Origin of the sequence: Tardiphaga robiniae, from assembly GCF_001618955.1 — a bacterium.
GTDB classification, from domain to species: domain Bacteria; phylum Pseudomonadota; class Alphaproteobacteria; order Rhizobiales; family Xanthobacteraceae; genus Tardiphaga; species Tardiphaga robiniae_A.
In genome coordinates this window covers 396,761-411,431 of the sequence record NZ_LVYV01000034.1, presented here as the reverse complement: position 1 = coordinate 411,431, position 14,671 = coordinate 396,761, and the positions used below count along the sequence as shown (strand labels likewise).

The 14,671-nt window shown below is 61.4% G+C and carries 18 protein-coding genes and 1 pseudogene; 12 read left to right on the top strand and 7 right to left on the bottom strand.

Going from position 1 to position 14,671, the window contains the following annotated elements:
* The first annotated feature begins 17 nt into the window (after positions 1-17).
* Together A4A58_RS22035 and A4A58_RS22030 are read left to right on the top strand one after the other, a co-directional pair.
* Positions 18-776, top strand: coding sequence for an SDR family oxidoreductase (locus tag A4A58_RS22035; RefSeq protein ID WP_068736102.1), 759 nt, complete (start codon positions 18-20; stop codon positions 774-776).
* A 78-nt stretch (positions 777-854) separates the two neighbouring features.
* On the top strand, positions 855-2,105 hold the full coding sequence (locus A4A58_RS22030) for a NupC/NupG family nucleoside CNT transporter (protein WP_068736100.1): 1,251 nt from the start codon (positions 855-857) through the stop codon (positions 2,103-2,105).
* A gap of 19 nt (positions 2,106-2,124) precedes the next feature.
* Here A4A58_RS22030 and A4A58_RS22025 read toward each other — a convergent pair whose 3' ends face one another.
* The 3 genes from A4A58_RS22025 to A4A58_RS22015 form a co-directional block, all read right to left on the bottom strand.
* On the bottom strand, positions 2,125-3,186 hold the full coding sequence (locus tag A4A58_RS22025) for a dipeptidase (protein WP_068736098.1): 1,062 nt from the start codon (positions 3,184-3,186) through the stop codon (positions 2,125-2,127).
* A gap of 101 nt (positions 3,187-3,287) precedes the next feature.
* On the bottom strand, positions 3,288-3,836 hold the full coding sequence (locus tag A4A58_RS22020; RefSeq protein ID WP_068736097.1) for a cupin domain-containing protein: 549 nt from the start codon (positions 3,834-3,836) through the stop codon (positions 3,288-3,290).
* 107 nt (positions 3,837-3,943) lie between these two features.
* Positions 3,944-4,228 carry an usg protein gene (locus A4A58_RS22015; RefSeq protein ID WP_068736319.1) on the bottom strand — a complete coding sequence of 95 codons (285 nt, stop codon included), beginning with the start codon at positions 4,226-4,228 and terminating at the stop codon, positions 3,944-3,946.
* A gap of 419 nt (positions 4,229-4,647) precedes the next feature.
* Here A4A58_RS22015 and A4A58_RS22010 point away from each other — a divergent pair, with 419 nt between their 5' ends.
* The 3 genes and pseudogenes from A4A58_RS22010 to A4A58_RS22000 all read left to right on the top strand — a co-directional run.
* Positions 4,648-4,965, top strand: coding sequence for a co-chaperone GroES (locus A4A58_RS22010; RefSeq protein ID WP_068736096.1), 318 nt, complete (start codon positions 4,648-4,650; stop codon positions 4,963-4,965).
* A gap of 41 nt (positions 4,966-5,006) precedes the next feature.
* On the top strand, positions 5,007-6,647 hold the full coding sequence (gene groL / locus A4A58_RS22005) for a chaperonin GroEL (protein ID WP_068736095.1): 1,641 nt from the start codon (positions 5,007-5,009) through the stop codon (positions 6,645-6,647).
* Between the two features lie 101 nt (positions 6,648-6,748).
* Positions 6,749-7,168, top strand: a pseudogene (locus tag A4A58_RS22000) (SDR family NAD(P)-dependent oxidoreductase); the annotation flags it as partial.
* A gap of 93 nt (positions 7,169-7,261) precedes the next feature.
* Here A4A58_RS22000 and A4A58_RS30410 read toward each other — a convergent pair.
* Both A4A58_RS30410 and A4A58_RS21990 read right to left on the bottom strand, forming a co-directional pair.
* The gene (locus A4A58_RS30410; RefSeq protein ID WP_081421993.1) at positions 7,262-7,618 is read right to left on the bottom strand and encodes a hypothetical protein; all 357 of its coding nucleotides are present in this window, start codon (positions 7,616-7,618) and stop codon (positions 7,262-7,264) included.
* A 126-nt stretch (positions 7,619-7,744) separates the two neighbouring features.
* Positions 7,745-8,572, bottom strand: a complete 828-nt coding sequence (locus A4A58_RS21990; RefSeq protein WP_068736094.1) for a transglutaminase-like domain-containing protein — start codon at positions 8,570-8,572, stop codon at positions 7,745-7,747.
* 277 nt (positions 8,573-8,849) lie between these two features.
* Between A4A58_RS21990 and A4A58_RS21985 the strand changes: the two genes are divergently transcribed.
* The 5 genes from A4A58_RS21985 to A4A58_RS21965 all read left to right on the top strand — a co-directional run bounded on the left by A4A58_RS21985 (position 8,850) and on the right by A4A58_RS21965 (position 10,923).
* Complete coding sequence (locus A4A58_RS21985) at positions 8,850-9,113, top strand: hypothetical protein (protein WP_068736091.1); 264 nt, start codon at positions 8,850-8,852, stop codon at positions 9,111-9,113.
* Positions 9,110-9,406, top strand: a complete 297-nt coding sequence (locus A4A58_RS21980) for a hypothetical protein (RefSeq protein WP_068736086.1) — start codon at positions 9,110-9,112, stop codon at positions 9,404-9,406. Before A4A58_RS21985 ends, A4A58_RS21980 begins: the two co-directional genes overlap by 4 nt.
* Positions 9,407-9,468: 62 nt before the next feature.
* The gene (locus A4A58_RS21975; RefSeq protein ID WP_068736084.1) at positions 9,469-9,648 is read left to right on the top strand and encodes a hypothetical protein; all 180 of its coding nucleotides are present in this window, start codon (positions 9,469-9,471) and stop codon (positions 9,646-9,648) included.
* Positions 9,649-9,663: 15 nt separating this feature from the next.
* Positions 9,664-9,939 (top strand): DUF1488 domain-containing protein, encoded by a 276-nt coding sequence (locus A4A58_RS21970; protein ID WP_068736082.1) that lies wholly within the window; start codon positions 9,664-9,666, stop codon positions 9,937-9,939.
* Positions 9,940-10,008: 69 nt separating this feature from the next.
* The gene (locus A4A58_RS21965; protein WP_068736080.1) at positions 10,009-10,923 is read left to right on the top strand and encodes a tetratricopeptide repeat protein; all 915 of its coding nucleotides are present in this window, start codon (positions 10,009-10,011) and stop codon (positions 10,921-10,923) included.
* 46 nt (positions 10,924-10,969) lie between these two features.
* On the opposite strand, the gene A4A58_RS21960 is transcribed toward A4A58_RS21965, so the two are convergent.
* Together A4A58_RS21960 and A4A58_RS21955 are read right to left on the bottom strand one after the other, a co-directional pair.
* Positions 10,970-12,106 (bottom strand): DUF2778 domain-containing protein, encoded by a 1,137-nt coding sequence (locus A4A58_RS21960; RefSeq protein ID WP_244499829.1) that lies wholly within the window; start codon positions 12,104-12,106, stop codon positions 10,970-10,972.
* Between the two features lie 477 nt (positions 12,107-12,583).
* Positions 12,584-13,285 (bottom strand): DUF899 family protein, encoded by a 702-nt coding sequence (locus A4A58_RS21955; protein ID WP_068736074.1) that lies wholly within the window; start codon positions 13,283-13,285, stop codon positions 12,584-12,586.
* A gap of 155 nt (positions 13,286-13,440) precedes the next feature.
* Between A4A58_RS21955 and A4A58_RS21950 the strand changes: the two genes are divergently transcribed.
* Positions 13,441-13,968 (top strand): DUF6886 family protein, encoded by a 528-nt coding sequence (locus A4A58_RS21950; RefSeq protein ID WP_068736071.1) that lies wholly within the window; start codon positions 13,441-13,443, stop codon positions 13,966-13,968.
* Between the two features lie 179 nt (positions 13,969-14,147).
* Positions 14,148-14,651 carry an RrF2 family transcriptional regulator gene (locus A4A58_RS21945; protein WP_068736069.1) on the top strand — a complete coding sequence of 168 codons (504 nt, stop codon included), beginning with the start codon at positions 14,148-14,150 and terminating at the stop codon, positions 14,649-14,651.
* The last annotated feature ends 20 nt before the right edge of the window (positions 14,652-14,671 follow it).

The following is a 14,671-nucleotide window of genomic DNA, read 5'->3' as shown; positions in this document are numbered from 1 at the left end:
AAACAGGGACGAAACAGATGACCAACAAAATCGCACTCGTGACCGGAGCTGGCACCGGCGTCGGCCGTGCCGCGTCGCTCGCGCTGATGAATGCCGGTTTCACCGTCGTGCTCGCCGGTCGCCGGCTCGAACTGCTGCAAGAGACCCAGAAGCTCGGCGCGGCCAATGGCGGCAAGAGCCTTCCGGTGTCTGCCGACATGGCCGACCCCGCCTCCATCGCAGCATTGTTCGCCAGGACCATGCAGGAGTTCGGCCGGCTCGACGTGCTGTTCAACAATGCCGGCATGGGCGCGCCCGCGATCCCGTTCGAAGACCTCGGTCTCGAACAGTGGCAGGCCGTGGTGAACACCAATCTCACCGCGCCGTTCCTGTGCACGCAGCACGCCTTCCGCATCATGAAGGATCAGACGCCCCGCGGCGGCCGCATCATCAATAACGGCTCGATCTCGGCGCATGCGCCGCGCCCGTTCTCCGCCGCCTATACCTCGACCAAACACGCCATCACCGGCTTGACCAAGGCCAGCAATCTCGACGGCCGCGCCTATGACATCGCCGTCGGCCAGGTCGATATCGGCAACGCCGCCACACCCATGACCGACCGCATGGTCAACGGCCCCGGCGTGCTGCAGCCCGACGGCACCTCGAAGCAGGAGCCACGCATGGACGCCAAGGCCGTCGGCGACGCCGTCGCCTATATGGCCGGCCTGCCGCTCGATGCCAATGTGCTGACCATGACGGTCATGGCGACGAAGATGCCGTTCGTCGGACGCGGCTAAAACGTAATCTGCCTCAGCGGCATTGCGATTGCATGACATGGGAAGCCGCGGCATCATCGCCGCGGTTTCGGGGGATTTATGCTTCAGCTACAATCGGCGTTCGGCGTCATCGCACTTTTGGGGATCGCCTGGGCACTCGGTGAAAACCGCAGCAAGGTGTCGCTGAGACAGGCCGCGATCGGTCTCGCATTGACGATCGTCGCTGCCGTGATCCTGCTGAAGCTTCCCGTCGTTACGCACGCCTTCAGCAGCATCAACGATGCTGTCAGCACCATCGCCGCAGCGTCGCGCGCCGGCACGTCCTTCGTGTTCGGTTATCTCGGCGGCGGCGCATTGCCGTTCGACCTCAAGAATCCCGGCGCGGATTTCGTGCTCGCGCTGCAGGCACTCCCCGTGGTGCTGGTCATCAGCGTACTGACCAGCCTGTTGTTCTACTGGCGTATCCTGCCGCCGATCGTGCGTGGCATGGCGTGGCTGCTCGAACGCACACTCGGCATCGGCGGCGCGGTCGGGCTGTCAACGGCCGCGAACATCTTTCTGGGCATGGTCGAGGCCCCGTTGTTTATTCGCCCTTACCTCGCGCAGCTCACGCGCAGCGAACTGTTTTTGGTGATGACGGGCGGCATGGCGGGGATCGCCGGTACAGTGCTGGTGCTCTACGCCACTTTCATGGCGCCACTGATCCCCGATGCGTCGGCGCATTTCGTGATTGCTTCCGTGCTCTCGGCGCCAGCTGCGATCCTTGTCAGCCTGATCATGGTGCCTGAGACGGAGGATCGTCGCACCGGTGGATTGCTCGCCAATCCGGACGCATCGGCCACGAGCACGATAGATGCGATCGTCAAGGGCACGAGTGCAGGCATCGAACTGCTCGTCAACATCATCGCCCTGCTGCTGGTCTTCGTGGCGCTGATGTATCTCATGAACGCGATCCTCATGATGATGCCGACCGTGGGAGGCAACACGCTGTCCGTGCAGCGCATGCTGGGTTACGTGATGGCACCGGTGTGCTGGCTGATGGGCCTGCCGTGGGACCAGGCGCTGACCGCGGGCTCGCTGATGGGCGTCAAGACGATCCTCAACGAGTTGATCGCCTATGTTCAATTGGCGAAGCTCGGTCCCGATGCGCTGGATGCACGCTCGCGCCTCATCATGCTTTATGCGCTGTGCGGATTTGCAAATTTTGCCAGCCTCGGAATTATGATCGGAGGCCTGGGCACCATGGCGCCGGAACGTCGCAACGAAATCAACGCGCTCGGTGTGAAGTCGATCGTCTCGGGGACGCTGACGACCTGCCTGATGGGCGCGATCGTGGGGATGCTCACCTGAGACACGCCGCCAGCGCCGGTCAGCCGATCGTCCGCTGCAGCAGATCGAGCCAGTTGCCCGCGCCGAGCTTGCCGAGCAGCGTCTCGGAATAGCCCTTGTCGCGCAAGGCCACGAACAGCGCCTGCAGGCCCGCGGCGGAGTCGATGGCCTCGGGCACCACCGCGCCGTCGAAATCCGATCCCAGCCCGACGTGATCCTCGCCCAGCTTCTCCAGCAGATAGTCGATCTGCTGCACCATCAGCTCGATGCCGGTGTCGGGCCGCATGCTGCCGTCGGGGCGCAGGAAGCAGGTCGCGAAATTCAGGCCGACCATGCCGCCGGTGTCGCGGATCGCGGCGAGCTGCTTATCGGTGAGATTGCGCGGCGACGGGCACAGCGCATGGGCATTGGAATGGGTCGCCACCAGCGGCGCCTTCGACAGCCGCGCCACATCCCAAAAACCCTTCTCGGTGATGTGCGACAGGTCGACCAGAATCTTCAGGTCATTGCAGGCGCCGATCAACCGCTCGCCGGCCGCGGTGAGACCGTCGCCGAGATCGGGCCCGGACGGGAAGTGAAACGGCACGCCATGGCCGAAGACGTTGGTCCGGCTCCACACCGGCCCGATCGACCGCAACCCCGCCGCATAGAGAACGTCGAGGAATCTGAGCTCGGCGTCGATGGCCTCCGCGCCTTCCAGATGGACCACCACGGCCAGCGCCTTGCGCTCAATGGCGGACCGGATTTCGGCGGTGGTGGTGCAGATCGCCACCGCGCCTGCGGAAGCGCGTTCGAGCTGCAGCAGGATGGCCAGTTCGGCGACGACGGAATTGCGCGCCTCGTCCATCGTCAGCGGCTCAGGAAGCGGTACGGCGTAGCGTCCGCCCGTCATCTGCGCCATGAAGCCCGATGACGCCTGAGCCGCCGGCGAATACAGCGCGAACAGCCCGCCGACGAACGCGCCGGCCTTCGCCTTCGGCAGGTCGATGTGACCGGCGGCTTCCCCGGTCAGGAAGTCGGATACCGGATCGTGCGATTGCGATTTGTACAGCCGCAGCAGCACATCGTTGTGACCGTCGAAAACCGGAACGGATGCAGTCATGAGATACTCGTTGAGGGCCAGGGCAGCGACGGGCTCAGCATAGCTGATTCAACACCACTGCGATGCGCGAACAAGGCACGCGTCGCATTTCCGCACGCGAACTACCGGACTTCCACCGTCTTGAATTCCGCCGGCAGGATCACTTCCAGTAGTTCGCAATTGTCGGAGTAATCGCGGATCAGATGCCTGATGCGCGGCGGCTGGGTCCAGCTCGAGCCCTGGCGCATCAATGTCTCGCCCTCGCCCTCCATGTAAGTCTTCACCCAGCCGTTCAGCACATAGACCAGCTGAAACTCGGCATCGTGATAGTGAAGCTTGGAGACCTCTTTCGGATCGCAAGGTCCGATCAGCCGGATGACATGCGCGTGCGCCAAACCGCCGGTCGCAGCGGCGACGCCGAGATCGCGATACTTTGCGTAGGCACGCAGACCATCGCCGAGAAACGCTTCTTCGCGATAATGACTGATCGCAACACGTTGCTTGCGGCGCATACCAGGTTTCGCCGCGGCTTTGGCGACAGCTGTTGTACTCGCCTTGGTCGGCTTGCCAACAGAGAGCTTCTTTGCTGCTTTCGCTACCGCCTGTGTCGCAGGCTTCTTCGTCGCAGCCGTTTTCGCCGCGCTCTTTGACGTTCGCTTCAGCTTCGCCATGTCGTGTTTCCCACCCGGCGCAATGCCAAACAAACGGCCAGCGCGTCTGGGAACCTAGCTGTAGTTCAGCACAGCGGCAATTCATCCGGCGCGTTGAGAGGCGCGGACTAGTGCAACCGGAAGACGCCATCCACGGCACGAAGCTCGGCCGGCTTGATCAGTTTCGAATGCGCGACGGTTACCGCGAAGAGCGGGCCATCGAGCTTCTCTTGCCAGAAATCCAGGAAGTCCTTCAGCGCTGGAAACTTCGGAAACAGATCGTAATTCTGCCAGACATAGGTCTGCAGCAGCGAGGGGTGGTCGGGCATGCGGTAGAGGATCTGCGCCGTCGTCAGTCCGTAGCCAAGCACCTGCTTTCTGAAATCGTCAGAAGCTGCATTTCTCGAGACCATGTTCAACCTCCATGGACAGAGCGCATTCGGCTAAGTGGATTCCGGTTTGACGTCGAACTTCGCTCTGCTCTCCTGTGACCGTGCTGACTGCAGCGAACCGGCTTCCACTTCGCCCATGACAACACGATACATGAAATGTGACGCAAGCAACGTCCTCATCACAAGCTTAAAAGTTTAATAATGTATTGAAAGCCGAGTGTTGGCAGCCACTTACCGCGATTGCTAACGCATTCGAAGACCGGTATCGGAGGGTCTTAACCAATTCTGGCACCCGTCATATTTGAGTGCCAAAATATTTGATACAGACCCTTGCCGGTGGGGAACGTTCGGCCTATGTCCGGACGAGCTGCGCTGGCACTTGTTGGCTCAGACTGCCAATTTAAATTTCTCAAGCATCTACAGAAACTTAGGAGGACTGCATGAAATTCCGTCCGCTTCACGATCGCGTTGTGGTCAAGCGTATCGACGCCGAAGAGAAGTCCGCTGGCGGCATCATCATTCCGGATAGCGCCAAAGAGAAGCCCTCCCAGGGCGAGATCGTCTCTGTCGGCGCAGGCGGCCGCGACGAAGCCGGCAAGCTGATCCCGATCGACCTGAAGGTCGGCGAGCGCGTGCTGTTCGGCAAGTGGTCGGGCACCGAGGTCAAGATCGATGGTCAGGACCTCCTGATCATGAAGGAAAGCGACATCATGGGCGTCCTCGAAGGCGCCGCTCCTGCCAAGAAGAAGGCCGCTTAAGCGCCTTTCTCCATCTCTCCTGATTTTCAAGGAAGCAAAATATGTCAGCCAAAGAAGTGAAATTCGGCGTTGATGCCCGCGACAAGATGCTGCGCGGCGTCGACATTCTCGCCAACGCGGTGAAGGTGACCCTCGGTCCGAAGGGCCGTAACGTCGTCATCGACAAATCGTTCGGCGCTCCCCGCATCACCAAGGACGGCGTCACCGTCGCCAAGGAAATCGAGCTCGAGGACAAGTTCGAGAACATGGGCGCCCAGATGGTGCGCGAAGTGGCCTCGAAGTCGGCCGACGCAGCCGGCGACGGCACCACCACCGCGACCGTTCTCGCCCAGGCGATCGTCCGTGAAGGCGCCAAGTCGGTTGCCGCCGGCATGAACCCGATGGATCTGAAGCGCGGCATCGACCTGGCTGTGGAAGCTGTGGTTGCTGACCTCGTCAAGAACTCCAAGAAGGTCACCTCGAACGACGAAATCGCCCAGGTCGGCACCATCTCGGCCAACGGCGACGCGGAAATCGGCAAGTTCCTCGCAGACGCGATGAAGAAGGTCGGCAACGAGGGCGTCATCACGGTCGAAGAAGCCAAGTCGCTCGAAACCGAACTCGACGTCGTCGAAGGCATGCAGTTCGATCGCGGCTACATCTCCCCCTACTTCGTCACCAACGCTGACAAGATGCGCGTTGAATTCGACGACGCCTACATCCTGATCAACGAGAAGAAGCTCTCCAACCTGAACGAAATGCTTCCGCTGCTGGAAGCCGTCGTGCAGACCGGCAAGCCGCTCGTCATCGTCGCGGAAGACGTCGAAGGCGAAGCTCTCGCCACTCTCGTCGTCAACCGTCTGCGTGGCGGCCTCAAGGTTGCCGCTGTGAAGGCTCCGGGCTTCGGCGATCGCCGCAAGGCCATGCTGCAGGACATCGCGATCCTGACCGGTGGCCAGGCGATCTCGGAAGATCTCGGCATCAAGCTCGAGAACGTCACGCTCGCCATGCTCGGTCGCGCCAAGAAGGTGATGATCGACAAGGAAAACACCACCATCGTCAACGGCTCCGGCAAGAAGGCGGACATCGAAGCCCGCGTGTCGCAGATCAAGGCGCAGATCGAAGAAACCACTTCGGACTACGACCGTGAGAAGCTGCAGGAGCGTCTTGCCAAGCTGGCTGGCGGCGTTGCCGTCATCCGCGTCGGCGGCGCGACCGAGATCGAAGTGAAGGAGCGCAAGGACCGCGTTGATGACGCGATGCATGCGACCCGCGCTGCGGTTGAAGAAGGCATCGTCCCCGGCGGCGGCGTCGCTCTGCTCCGCGCTTCGGAACAGCTGAAGAAGATCAAGACCGCGAACGACGACCAGAAGACCGGCGTCGAGATCGTCCGCAAGGCCCTGTCGGCTCCGGCTCGCCAGATCGCCATCAACGCAGGCGAAGACGGTTCGGTCATCGTCGGCAAGGTGCTCGAGACCGCGACCTACAGCTACGGCTTCGACTCGCAGACCGGCACCTACGGCGACATGCTCAAGAAGGGCATCATCGATCCGACCAAGGTTGTCCGTGCAGCGATCCAGAACGCAGCTTCGGTTGCCGGCCTCCTGATCACCACGGAAGCCATGGTTGCCGAACTGCCCAAGAAGGGCGGCGCCGGCGGCGGCATGCCTCCAGGCGGCGGCATGGGCGGCATGGACTTCTAAGTCCACGCTGTTCAAGCGAACTATCAAATGCAGAACCCCGGCAGCGATGCCGGGGTTTTTGTTTGAAAAGCTGAAATCGAAATTGATTGAGGCGTTTGTAATATTTCGATCTGAACGTGCTCGGGCTGCTGCTCGCCTCGCAGGAAGCGGCCAGACACTTCAACCCCGATGGCGGCAGCATCATCAACATCTCATCGGGCGTCTCGACGATCACCCCACCGGGCTCGGCGGTCTACACCGCGACCAAGGCCTCGGTCGATGCAATTACATCGGTACTGGCGAAGGAACTTGCGCCACGCAAGATCCGCGTCAACGCCGTCAATCCCGGCATGATCGCAACCGAGGGCGTGGTGTCAGCCGGATTCCATGAAGGCGACATGCGCAAGTGGATCGAATCCGCCACGCCGATGGGTCGCATCGGCAAGGTCGAGGAAATCGCTTCCGTCGTCGCATTCCTGGCTTCCGATGCTGCATCTTACGTGACGGGCGAAACGCTGCACGCCACCGGCGGCTTCAAGTAACCCATCTGCTCAACAGTCTATCCGACATAGGTCAAAGGCGGTGCAATCAGCACCGCCTTTGCTTGTTATCGCGAGACTAGATCTTGCCCTGCCTCAATCATCATCACCGCTGGCCGGCGGCATCTGCGGCATCGACGACGGTGTCTGCATGCGATCCGGGGCCGAAGGCTGTGCTCGCTCGCGCACTGGCATCTGCCCACGCGTCATCTGGGCTTGATTGTTGGCCGACTGCGGAAAGAACACATCGTAACAAGAGCGGCTCAAGCGCGGGCCAGCGTTGCGCAGGCAGTTTTCCACGCGCCCCTCATCCGGCATCGCGGATGTACAGAGGCGAAACGCATCGGGCGTGCAGGCTTCGCGCTGTGCGTCCGTGCCGCTGCCCAAAGCCGCGGCGCTGGAACCCGCGATCAACGCCACGGCGGTCGTCAGGCTTGTCAGAGTGTTTGCCATCAGTCCTGTCCTTACGAAGTTACGACAGGTGAAATTCTCGTCTGAGCACTCGGTTCCTTGCCGGCTGCTCACATGCTGCTGAAAATGCAGGCTTACGCGAAGGTAAGCGAGAGCCGACAAAGCAAATCAGTGCGCAGCCTCCGTGGTTTCATCAATCTCGTCCGTCCACACCTTGAAACTCACCAGCGTGTTCGGCCCGAAAGTCTGCGTGATCGGCACGTCGGCCGCATCGCGGCCCTGCGCAATCAACACGCGGCCGATGCGCGGGATGTTGTTGCGGGCATCAAACGTATACCAGCGACCGCCGATATAGGCTTCGAACCAGCCGGCGAAATCGCCGTCGGCCCATGGCTTCGGCATACCGATGTCACCGAGATAGCCGGTGCAGTAGCGCGCGGGGATGTTCATGCAGCGACAGAAGGTGATGGCCAGATGCGCATAGTCGCGGCAGACGCCCTTCCCCTCGTTGTAAGCGTCCCAGGCGGTCTTGGTCGCGCGTGCGTGCTCGTAACCGAACTGGATATGGTTATGCACGAAATCGCAGATTGCCTGCACGCGCGCCCAGCCAGGCACAGTCTTCTCGAACAACTGCCAGGCGACGTCCGACAGCCGATCCGTCTCGCAGTAACGGCTGCCGAGCAGATAGACGATCGTCTCGGCCGGCAGGTCCTCCACTGCATGCTGCATGGCAGACGGCACGATGATATCCGGCTTGCCGCTATCGTTGACGATACCGTCGGCTTTGAACATGATGCGGCCCGCCGGCGCAACAATGCGGCTGCACCAGTTGCCAAAGCCATCGCGATACGGCGTGATCGGAATTGAGGGATTTATTGTGAGATAGTCCGGCACCACCACGTCGGAGGCACGCGTGAAGTGCATGCCCATCACGATCATGACAGGCGTCGGCTGCGGGAAATCATAGATCATCTCGTAGCCAACACGGATCTTCATGCAAAACACCTCATCCCGGCAAATCGTTGATTTCAAAAGCGAGACATCGCAAGCGTTGCACATTGCGCGACGATCTTGCGAGAAAAACCCAGCGCAAGCGTCGGCCAGAATGTCATCGATGTCAGATACATCCTCGAAATGGCGACAAAACGTCCAATAACAAGACAATCATAGCGAAATTCGACGAAACACCGGATCGCTCAAAGAAATCGGTGGCTAATGTCTGTGAATAGGCGCACGCTGAACGGATGCCGGATCTCAGCAGCGACATGCGCGCGTGACCACGAGATCGCGCCGTGAGACCGTTACTTTCAAGCATCCTTTCCAGTTGAAGGGCCTTGGTCGTTTGATCCCGGCAGGGTCGTATGACGTCATCACCGATGAGGAGATGATCGAGGGACTGTCCTTCGCCAGCTATCGGCGCACCGCGACCATGATGATCGTGCCCGGTGCACCACCCCATACAAGTTCCATGGAGATGATCTCCATTGGGTCGCTTGAGCTGGCAGATGTGCAGCGCATCGATGCGAGCGCACCATGACCGACACTCCCGTCGAGCTGGATAGCCGCCGCGGCATGGCGGCACAGAAAGCCACCGATATCCGGCGCAGTCTCGCCGAAGTCGAATCCAATGCCGCAGCACTGCGTGAGCGGCAGCTGGCACTCGAAGAGCAGTTACTGACCACGCCGGCCACCACATGGCCCGAGGCTGCAGCAAAGGCGCGCTACGTCCTCAATCTCTACGGCGCATCGCTCAGCGCACAGGATACCCAGCACCGCGATCTGATCGCGATCGTGCTGGACGACTTCACGCGGCTTGCCGCCAACGACTGATCCCATCATTACGCAGGTCGCAGCGATCCCGCAGCAGCCAGCGCTCAACCGAAAGCATCCTCATGCAGAACCTCTTGCACCGTCACGTTCAAGTCGCAGAATCTCTCCGCCTCGGCGTCGAGTCCGGCTGGTACAGCACCAAGATCAGCGGAACCTTTGTTACGGGCCCACATCCCACCGAGGCCGAATGCTTGCGCAAGATCGCTGAACTCAACCCTGTCGTGCCGAAGCGCAAGGCCTGAAGCGGGAAGACGACGATGGCGCTTACACACGGTGTTTTCCAAAGCTTCGAATATAATCGCATGGTCGTCCTGTTCTCGATGATGAATGACGCGACAGAAGTTACATGCGCGATCAGCACCAGCGCGATGGACGAGCTTGAAAAGGCGACCCGCACCAAGCCCGAGCAGCGTGAGGAGCAATTCATCCGGTTGCGCGATCGCATCGAGGCCTGCGCAGCACGCAAATTCGCGAATTCCGAATTTGAGGGAAGACCACCGGGCATCGTGCTCCGCAGCATCGATTTCCGATAGCCTCTCCCACCATTGAACCCTTCCTCTTCGCGGTGTGACCAACGCCTGTCACACGCGAGAGGTCGAGCCATGCGCCACTTTCCAAGCCTGAACCGTTGCGCCATCCGCGTCCTGTTCGCTGCCCTGCTGGCGAGCGCAGCAATGCCGATCGCGCAAGCTGCCGCCGACGATGCACAGCAATGTACCGATGCCTCCGGCGTCCTGGCGATCGCGGCCTGCGACCGCGCCATCGCGTCAGGCAATTACCGCGGCCGCCAGCTTGCTGAGCTGCATTTCAACCGTGCCTTCGAGTATAATGAACGGCACGAGAGCGGCCCTGCCATGGCCGCTTTCGATGAAGCCATTCGCCTGAACCCGGATTATGCCCGCGCCTATTTCATGCGCGGCAATCTCTGGCTCGCCCGCGGCGACAACGACCGCGCCATCCGCGACTTTAACGTCGCGCTGGATCTCGATCCCAACAATACCGACGCCTATGTCAATCGCGGTGTCGCCTGGTACGCCAAGGACGATAACGACCGCGCTATTGCCGACTACGACATGGCGATCCGTCTCAACCCGCAGGAAGGCGGCGCCTACAGCAATCGCGGCGGCGCCTGGCTGGTGAAGGGCGATCATGCACGCGCAATCGCCGATTTCGGCGAAGCGATCCGGATCAATCCGAACGACCCCTGCCCGGTGTTCAACCGCGGCTTCGCCTTCAGCCTGAAGGGGGACAACGATCGTGCCATCGCCGACTACAACGAGGCGATCCGCATCGCACCGACCTATGTGGCGGCGCTGACCAATCGTGGCAATGTATGGTCCGACAAGGGTGACAACGACCGCGCGATGGCCGATTTCAATGCGGCGCTGCGCATCAATCCGAAATACGCCAAGGCACTCTATCTGCGCGGCATGACACGGCTTGAAATGGGCGACAACGCGGGCGGCGCGGCAGATGTCGCGAGTGCACGGAAGATCGATCCGAAGGTCGGCTCATAATGACTGAACATGCCTCGCCTTCATGGGCGGCACGTCACCGTATCGATCAGTCGAGTTTGGCAACCACGATGAGGCGCTTCACTTCACCATTGCGATAGGCCTGCAGGAACTTGTTGTAGTCCCGGAACGAGACGCAGCCGTTGGAATCGCCATTGGGGCCGAGCATGTAGGTATGCGCGAGCAGACCCGTGCGGCCATGGATCGCGCCCTCGCCGCCCACCGGCGTCAGGCGCAGCGCGGCCACGCCATGGAACAGAGCCTCGCGCGGCTTCAGATCATAGATGTGCGGCGGCGTCACGCCGCGCATCCGCTCATGGGCGTAAGCGGGATTGTCGAGACGGCTGCCGAGGCCGGAATGCGCTTCCAGCTTGGTGCCGTCGGGCATGTAAACTTTACGCGCGGAGATGTCGTAGACTGCGGTGGTGCGATCGCTCAGGGTGGGCTCGTTGCTGGCCGCCGCATCGGTACCGTTGCTCAGCACGCCGCCGTCGGAGCCCGCATAAGCGAGCACGGGGCCCGACTGCGGAGCGTTGCCGCCAAACAGTTTCTCGAAGACGTTGAAATTGCCGGACTTGGGCTGTGCGGCCAGCGCCAGTCGCGCCTTCTGAACCAGCGAGTCGTGGCCGTAGGCGCCGCCCCTGGCGGCGCTGGCCTGTGCGACCGGCTGCGACGGCGCTTGTGTCGCCTGCTGCGGCGCGGACGCCGTACGGGTATCGGAAGGCCGTGCGGCCGGCATCGGAATGCTGTCGACGAGCTGGCGCACCGTCGGCGCCGGCTGCATCAGCGCGACTTCCTGCGGCTTCGCAGCCGGTGCAGGGATCACAGCTTCAGAAGCCGGGGTGCGCTTGACGAAGCGCTCGGGCGCGGCGCCCATCGAATAGGTCGGGTCGAACCAGGCGACCTGACGCTTGGGCTCGGGCTGCGCGGCTGCGAGCGGCGCATTAACGGCCGGCTCGAAACGCTCGGTAAAGGACGTACGGTGTTCAGTGCGTGAGAAGCGGCTGTCGAAGCGCTCGGCGAAGGATGACTGGCCGACGCCTGCATCACCGCCGAGATTGGCGGAGACCATCGCAGGCTGCACGCCGTTCTGGAAAAGCTTGCCGGCGAGCGTCCATCCACCGGTCAATGCGACGGCAGCCAGTGCAGCGCCGGTCACGAACATACGTGAACTGGATTTCGACACCTGATGCTGGCCTCGGCGTGAGGGTGCAGAATGGTTCAACGCACGTTTACTGCTACTCATACGCCTGACGTCCAACACACGTTTACTAAGCTCTCTGCCCGTTGTGCCTGACGAGACACACAGGTCTCGAAATGCACCGCGCAGGGATGCGAAACGCCATTAAGGCGAGTTTTAGTTAAATGCGAATTAATTGGAGGTCCCCCACCGATTGCCTACCTAAAGGCCTGCCAATCATGGCCTTTTTGAGTAACCGACAGGACGAATTCGGGGAACCTGCGAGAGCTTTCGGGGCTCTCGCAGGCCGGTCTCAGGCGCGCTGGGGTTTTGGGTCACGCCCGGCCCGAACTATTGGCACGCTGCTATTAGGCCATTGGCCTAGTGTGAGGCTGGTGCGCGTGGAACCACATTTCCCTTTGCGGTATTTAGGTAATCACAACGATCAATTTGTGCCGGCTAAGCCGCCAAATGATCACGACCTCAGTAGTTCAGCTTCGGATACCAGTCGGTGCCCCGCCCCTCCGGCGTGACGTCCAGAACCGTCCAGAGCGGCATCAGGTCCGGTGCGCCGCGCGGGTCCTGGCCGGGATCGGCCGTGGATCCATCCATCTCGCCACTCCAGAAATGGCGAATCTTGCCGCTGCGGCGGGTGAAGACGTTGAAGGCAGCATCGTCACCGCCGTCCTTCGTCAGCCCGTGATAGTCACGGCTGAACGCGCCGGAGGTGTCCGAGAACAGCGGCAGGTAATGCCAGCCACGCTGCTTCTTGAAGGCGACCAGCCGCTCAATCGGCGAGCGCGCCACAACGGCCAGCGCCACGCGCTGAGTAATGTCAGGCACCTCGCCGTCCCAGGCCGACAGCAGCGATGTGCACATCGGGCAAGGTTTCTCGCGCTGCGGCCCATACATGTAGGAGTAAACGACGAGCGTCTGTTTGTCGCCGAACAGGCCCGCGAAATTCACGAGGCCCTTCTCGCCGATGAAGTCATAGTCCTTGGTCACCTCGCCGCCATCTGGCAGCGCACGACGCAGCTCCGCGACGCGTTCGATCTGGCGCCGCAGTTCGATCTCCTCGACAAGCAGCGCATTGCGCGCCTGACGGTATTCACTGCTTTCATTGGGATAGCGAAAGCCGGCTTTCTTCACGAGTTCGACCGCAGGTATCAGGCTGGAACCGGTCATGACATGATCCTCCCTTGGGGCGTTTCAACGTGGTTCATCTGGAGGACGTTCCGGAACCGGCCAATCCGACATGACAAAGCAACAAGTTCATTGTGCGCGGTTCAAGAGTCCGCGTCGCAGTTGACGCCCTGCACGCCGACGCCCATGAGTGCGCCATGCGCCTGTTTCATTTCAGCGACGAGAACAACATTGAAGTCTTCATGCCACGGCCGGTGAAGGTGGCAACGCCTCGCGCCCAGGAACAGGAGTGGCTCAACGGCCCCTTGGTCTGGGCGATCGATGACTGGCATGCGCCGATGTATCTGTTCCCGCGCGACTGCCCGCGCATTTTTGTCTGGCCGACAGCGACGACAACGCCGGAATACCTCACCGCCTACAAGAACATGACCACCTGCCGCATGGTTGCGCATATCGAACTCGGCTGGCTGGACAGACTCTCCCACACCACAATCTATCGCTACGAGCTTTCGCCGGACGGGTTTGAATCGCTGGACGACGCGGGCATCTGGATATCGCGCGCGCCATCCATGCCGCTGAACGTTGAGCGGATCGACAACATCGAAAAAGCACTGGAAGCCGCTGGCGTCGAATTGCGCGTCCTGCCGTCCCTGAAGACGCTGGCGCCCTTGTGGGAGACATCGCTGCATGTCAGCGGCATTCGCCTCCGCAATGCTCTGGATTGACCGACTGAGATTTCAACGCAGCCGTAGGGCGGTTAGCGCAGCGTAACCCGCCGATCCTCCTCCCGTGATTGCGGCGAATACGCTGCGCTATTCCCGCCCACACGTCCCCAAAGAACCCAATTGACACGCGAGCCAATCACGGATAAATATTATCCACGATAGAGATTGAGGACGAAGCCATGAAGATGAGCGATGGCGTTGAGCAGGCGATCCACAGCGTGGCCATGATGGCCGGCCTGCAGCCCGACGGCGTGCTCTCGGCAAGCGCCCTGGCAGAATTCCACGGGGTCTCGACCAGCTATTTGCTTAAGCATCTGCAGGCTTTGTCCGGCGCGGGACTGCTGACGACCAAGCCCGGCCCGACCGGTGGCTATCGCCTCGCGCACAGCCCCAACGACATCACCCTTCTCGACATCGTGCTCGCCGTCGAAGGCACCGCTCCCGCCTTCCGCTGCAGTGAAATCCGCCAGCGCGGCCCCAGTCCCCTGCCCGGCAAACCGACGGCGCCCTGCGGCATCAATGCCGCGATGTTGCGTGCCGAGCGCGTCTATCGCGATGAGCTGGCCAAGGTGAGCATCGCCGATGTGCTCGGCGATCTCCGCGCCAAGGACACCGACGGCGCCATCGCCGCCCGCGGCTGCGCCTTTCTGGAACTCAACGAACGACGCCGCAATGCCAACTGAAACCTGAAACCGCACACCGA

What these genes read in the sequence shown, in the direction of transcription:
- A4A58_RS22010 (WP_068736096.1), top strand. Translation starts at nt 4,648, where the DNA reads ATGAAATTCCGTCCGCTTCACGATCGCGTTGTGGTCAAGCGTATCGAC.
- A4A58_RS22015 (WP_068736319.1), bottom strand. Translation starts at nt 4,228, where the DNA reads ATGGTCTCGAGAAATGCAGCTTCTGACGATTTCAGAAAGCAGGTGCTT.
- A4A58_RS21980 (WP_068736086.1), top strand. Translation starts at nt 9,110, where the DNA reads ATGACCGACACTCCCGTCGAGCTGGATAGCCGCCGCGGCATGGCGGCA.
- A4A58_RS22035 (WP_068736102.1), top strand. Translation starts at nt 18, where the DNA reads ATGACCAACAAAATCGCACTCGTGACCGGAGCTGGCACCGGCGTCGGC.
- A4A58_RS21950 (WP_068736071.1), top strand. Translation starts at nt 13,441, where the DNA reads ATGCGCCTGTTTCATTTCAGCGACGAGAACAACATTGAAGTCTTCATG.
- A4A58_RS21945 (WP_068736069.1), top strand. Translation starts at nt 14,148, where the DNA reads ATGAAGATGAGCGATGGCGTTGAGCAGGCGATCCACAGCGTGGCCATG.
- A4A58_RS22025 (WP_068736098.1), bottom strand. Translation starts at nt 3,186, where the DNA reads ATGACTGCATCCGTTCCGGTTTTCGACGGTCACAACGATGTGCTGCTG.
- A4A58_RS21990 (WP_068736094.1), bottom strand. Translation starts at nt 8,572, where the DNA reads ATGAAGATCCGTGTTGGCTACGAGATGATCTATGATTTCCCGCAGCCG.
- groL (WP_068736095.1), top strand. Translation starts at nt 5,007, where the DNA reads ATGTCAGCCAAAGAAGTGAAATTCGGCGTTGATGCCCGCGACAAGATG.
- A4A58_RS21965 (WP_068736080.1), top strand. Translation starts at nt 10,009, where the DNA reads ATGCGCCACTTTCCAAGCCTGAACCGTTGCGCCATCCGCGTCCTGTTC.
- A4A58_RS21970 (WP_068736082.1), top strand. Translation starts at nt 9,664, where the DNA reads ATGGCGCTTACACACGGTGTTTTCCAAAGCTTCGAATATAATCGCATG.
- A4A58_RS30410 (WP_081421993.1), bottom strand. Translation starts at nt 7,618, where the DNA reads ATGGCAAACACTCTGACAAGCCTGACGACCGCCGTGGCGTTGATCGCG.
- A4A58_RS21955 (WP_068736074.1), bottom strand. Translation starts at nt 13,285, where the DNA reads ATGACCGGTTCCAGCCTGATACCTGCGGTCGAACTCGTGAAGAAAGCC.
- A4A58_RS22030 (WP_068736100.1), top strand. Translation starts at nt 855, where the DNA reads ATGCTTCAGCTACAATCGGCGTTCGGCGTCATCGCACTTTTGGGGATC.
- A4A58_RS22020 (WP_068736097.1), bottom strand. Translation starts at nt 3,836, where the DNA reads ATGGCGAAGCTGAAGCGAACGTCAAAGAGCGCGGCGAAAACGGCTGCG.
- A4A58_RS21975 (WP_068736084.1), top strand. Translation starts at nt 9,469, where the DNA reads ATGCAGAACCTCTTGCACCGTCACGTTCAAGTCGCAGAATCTCTCCGC.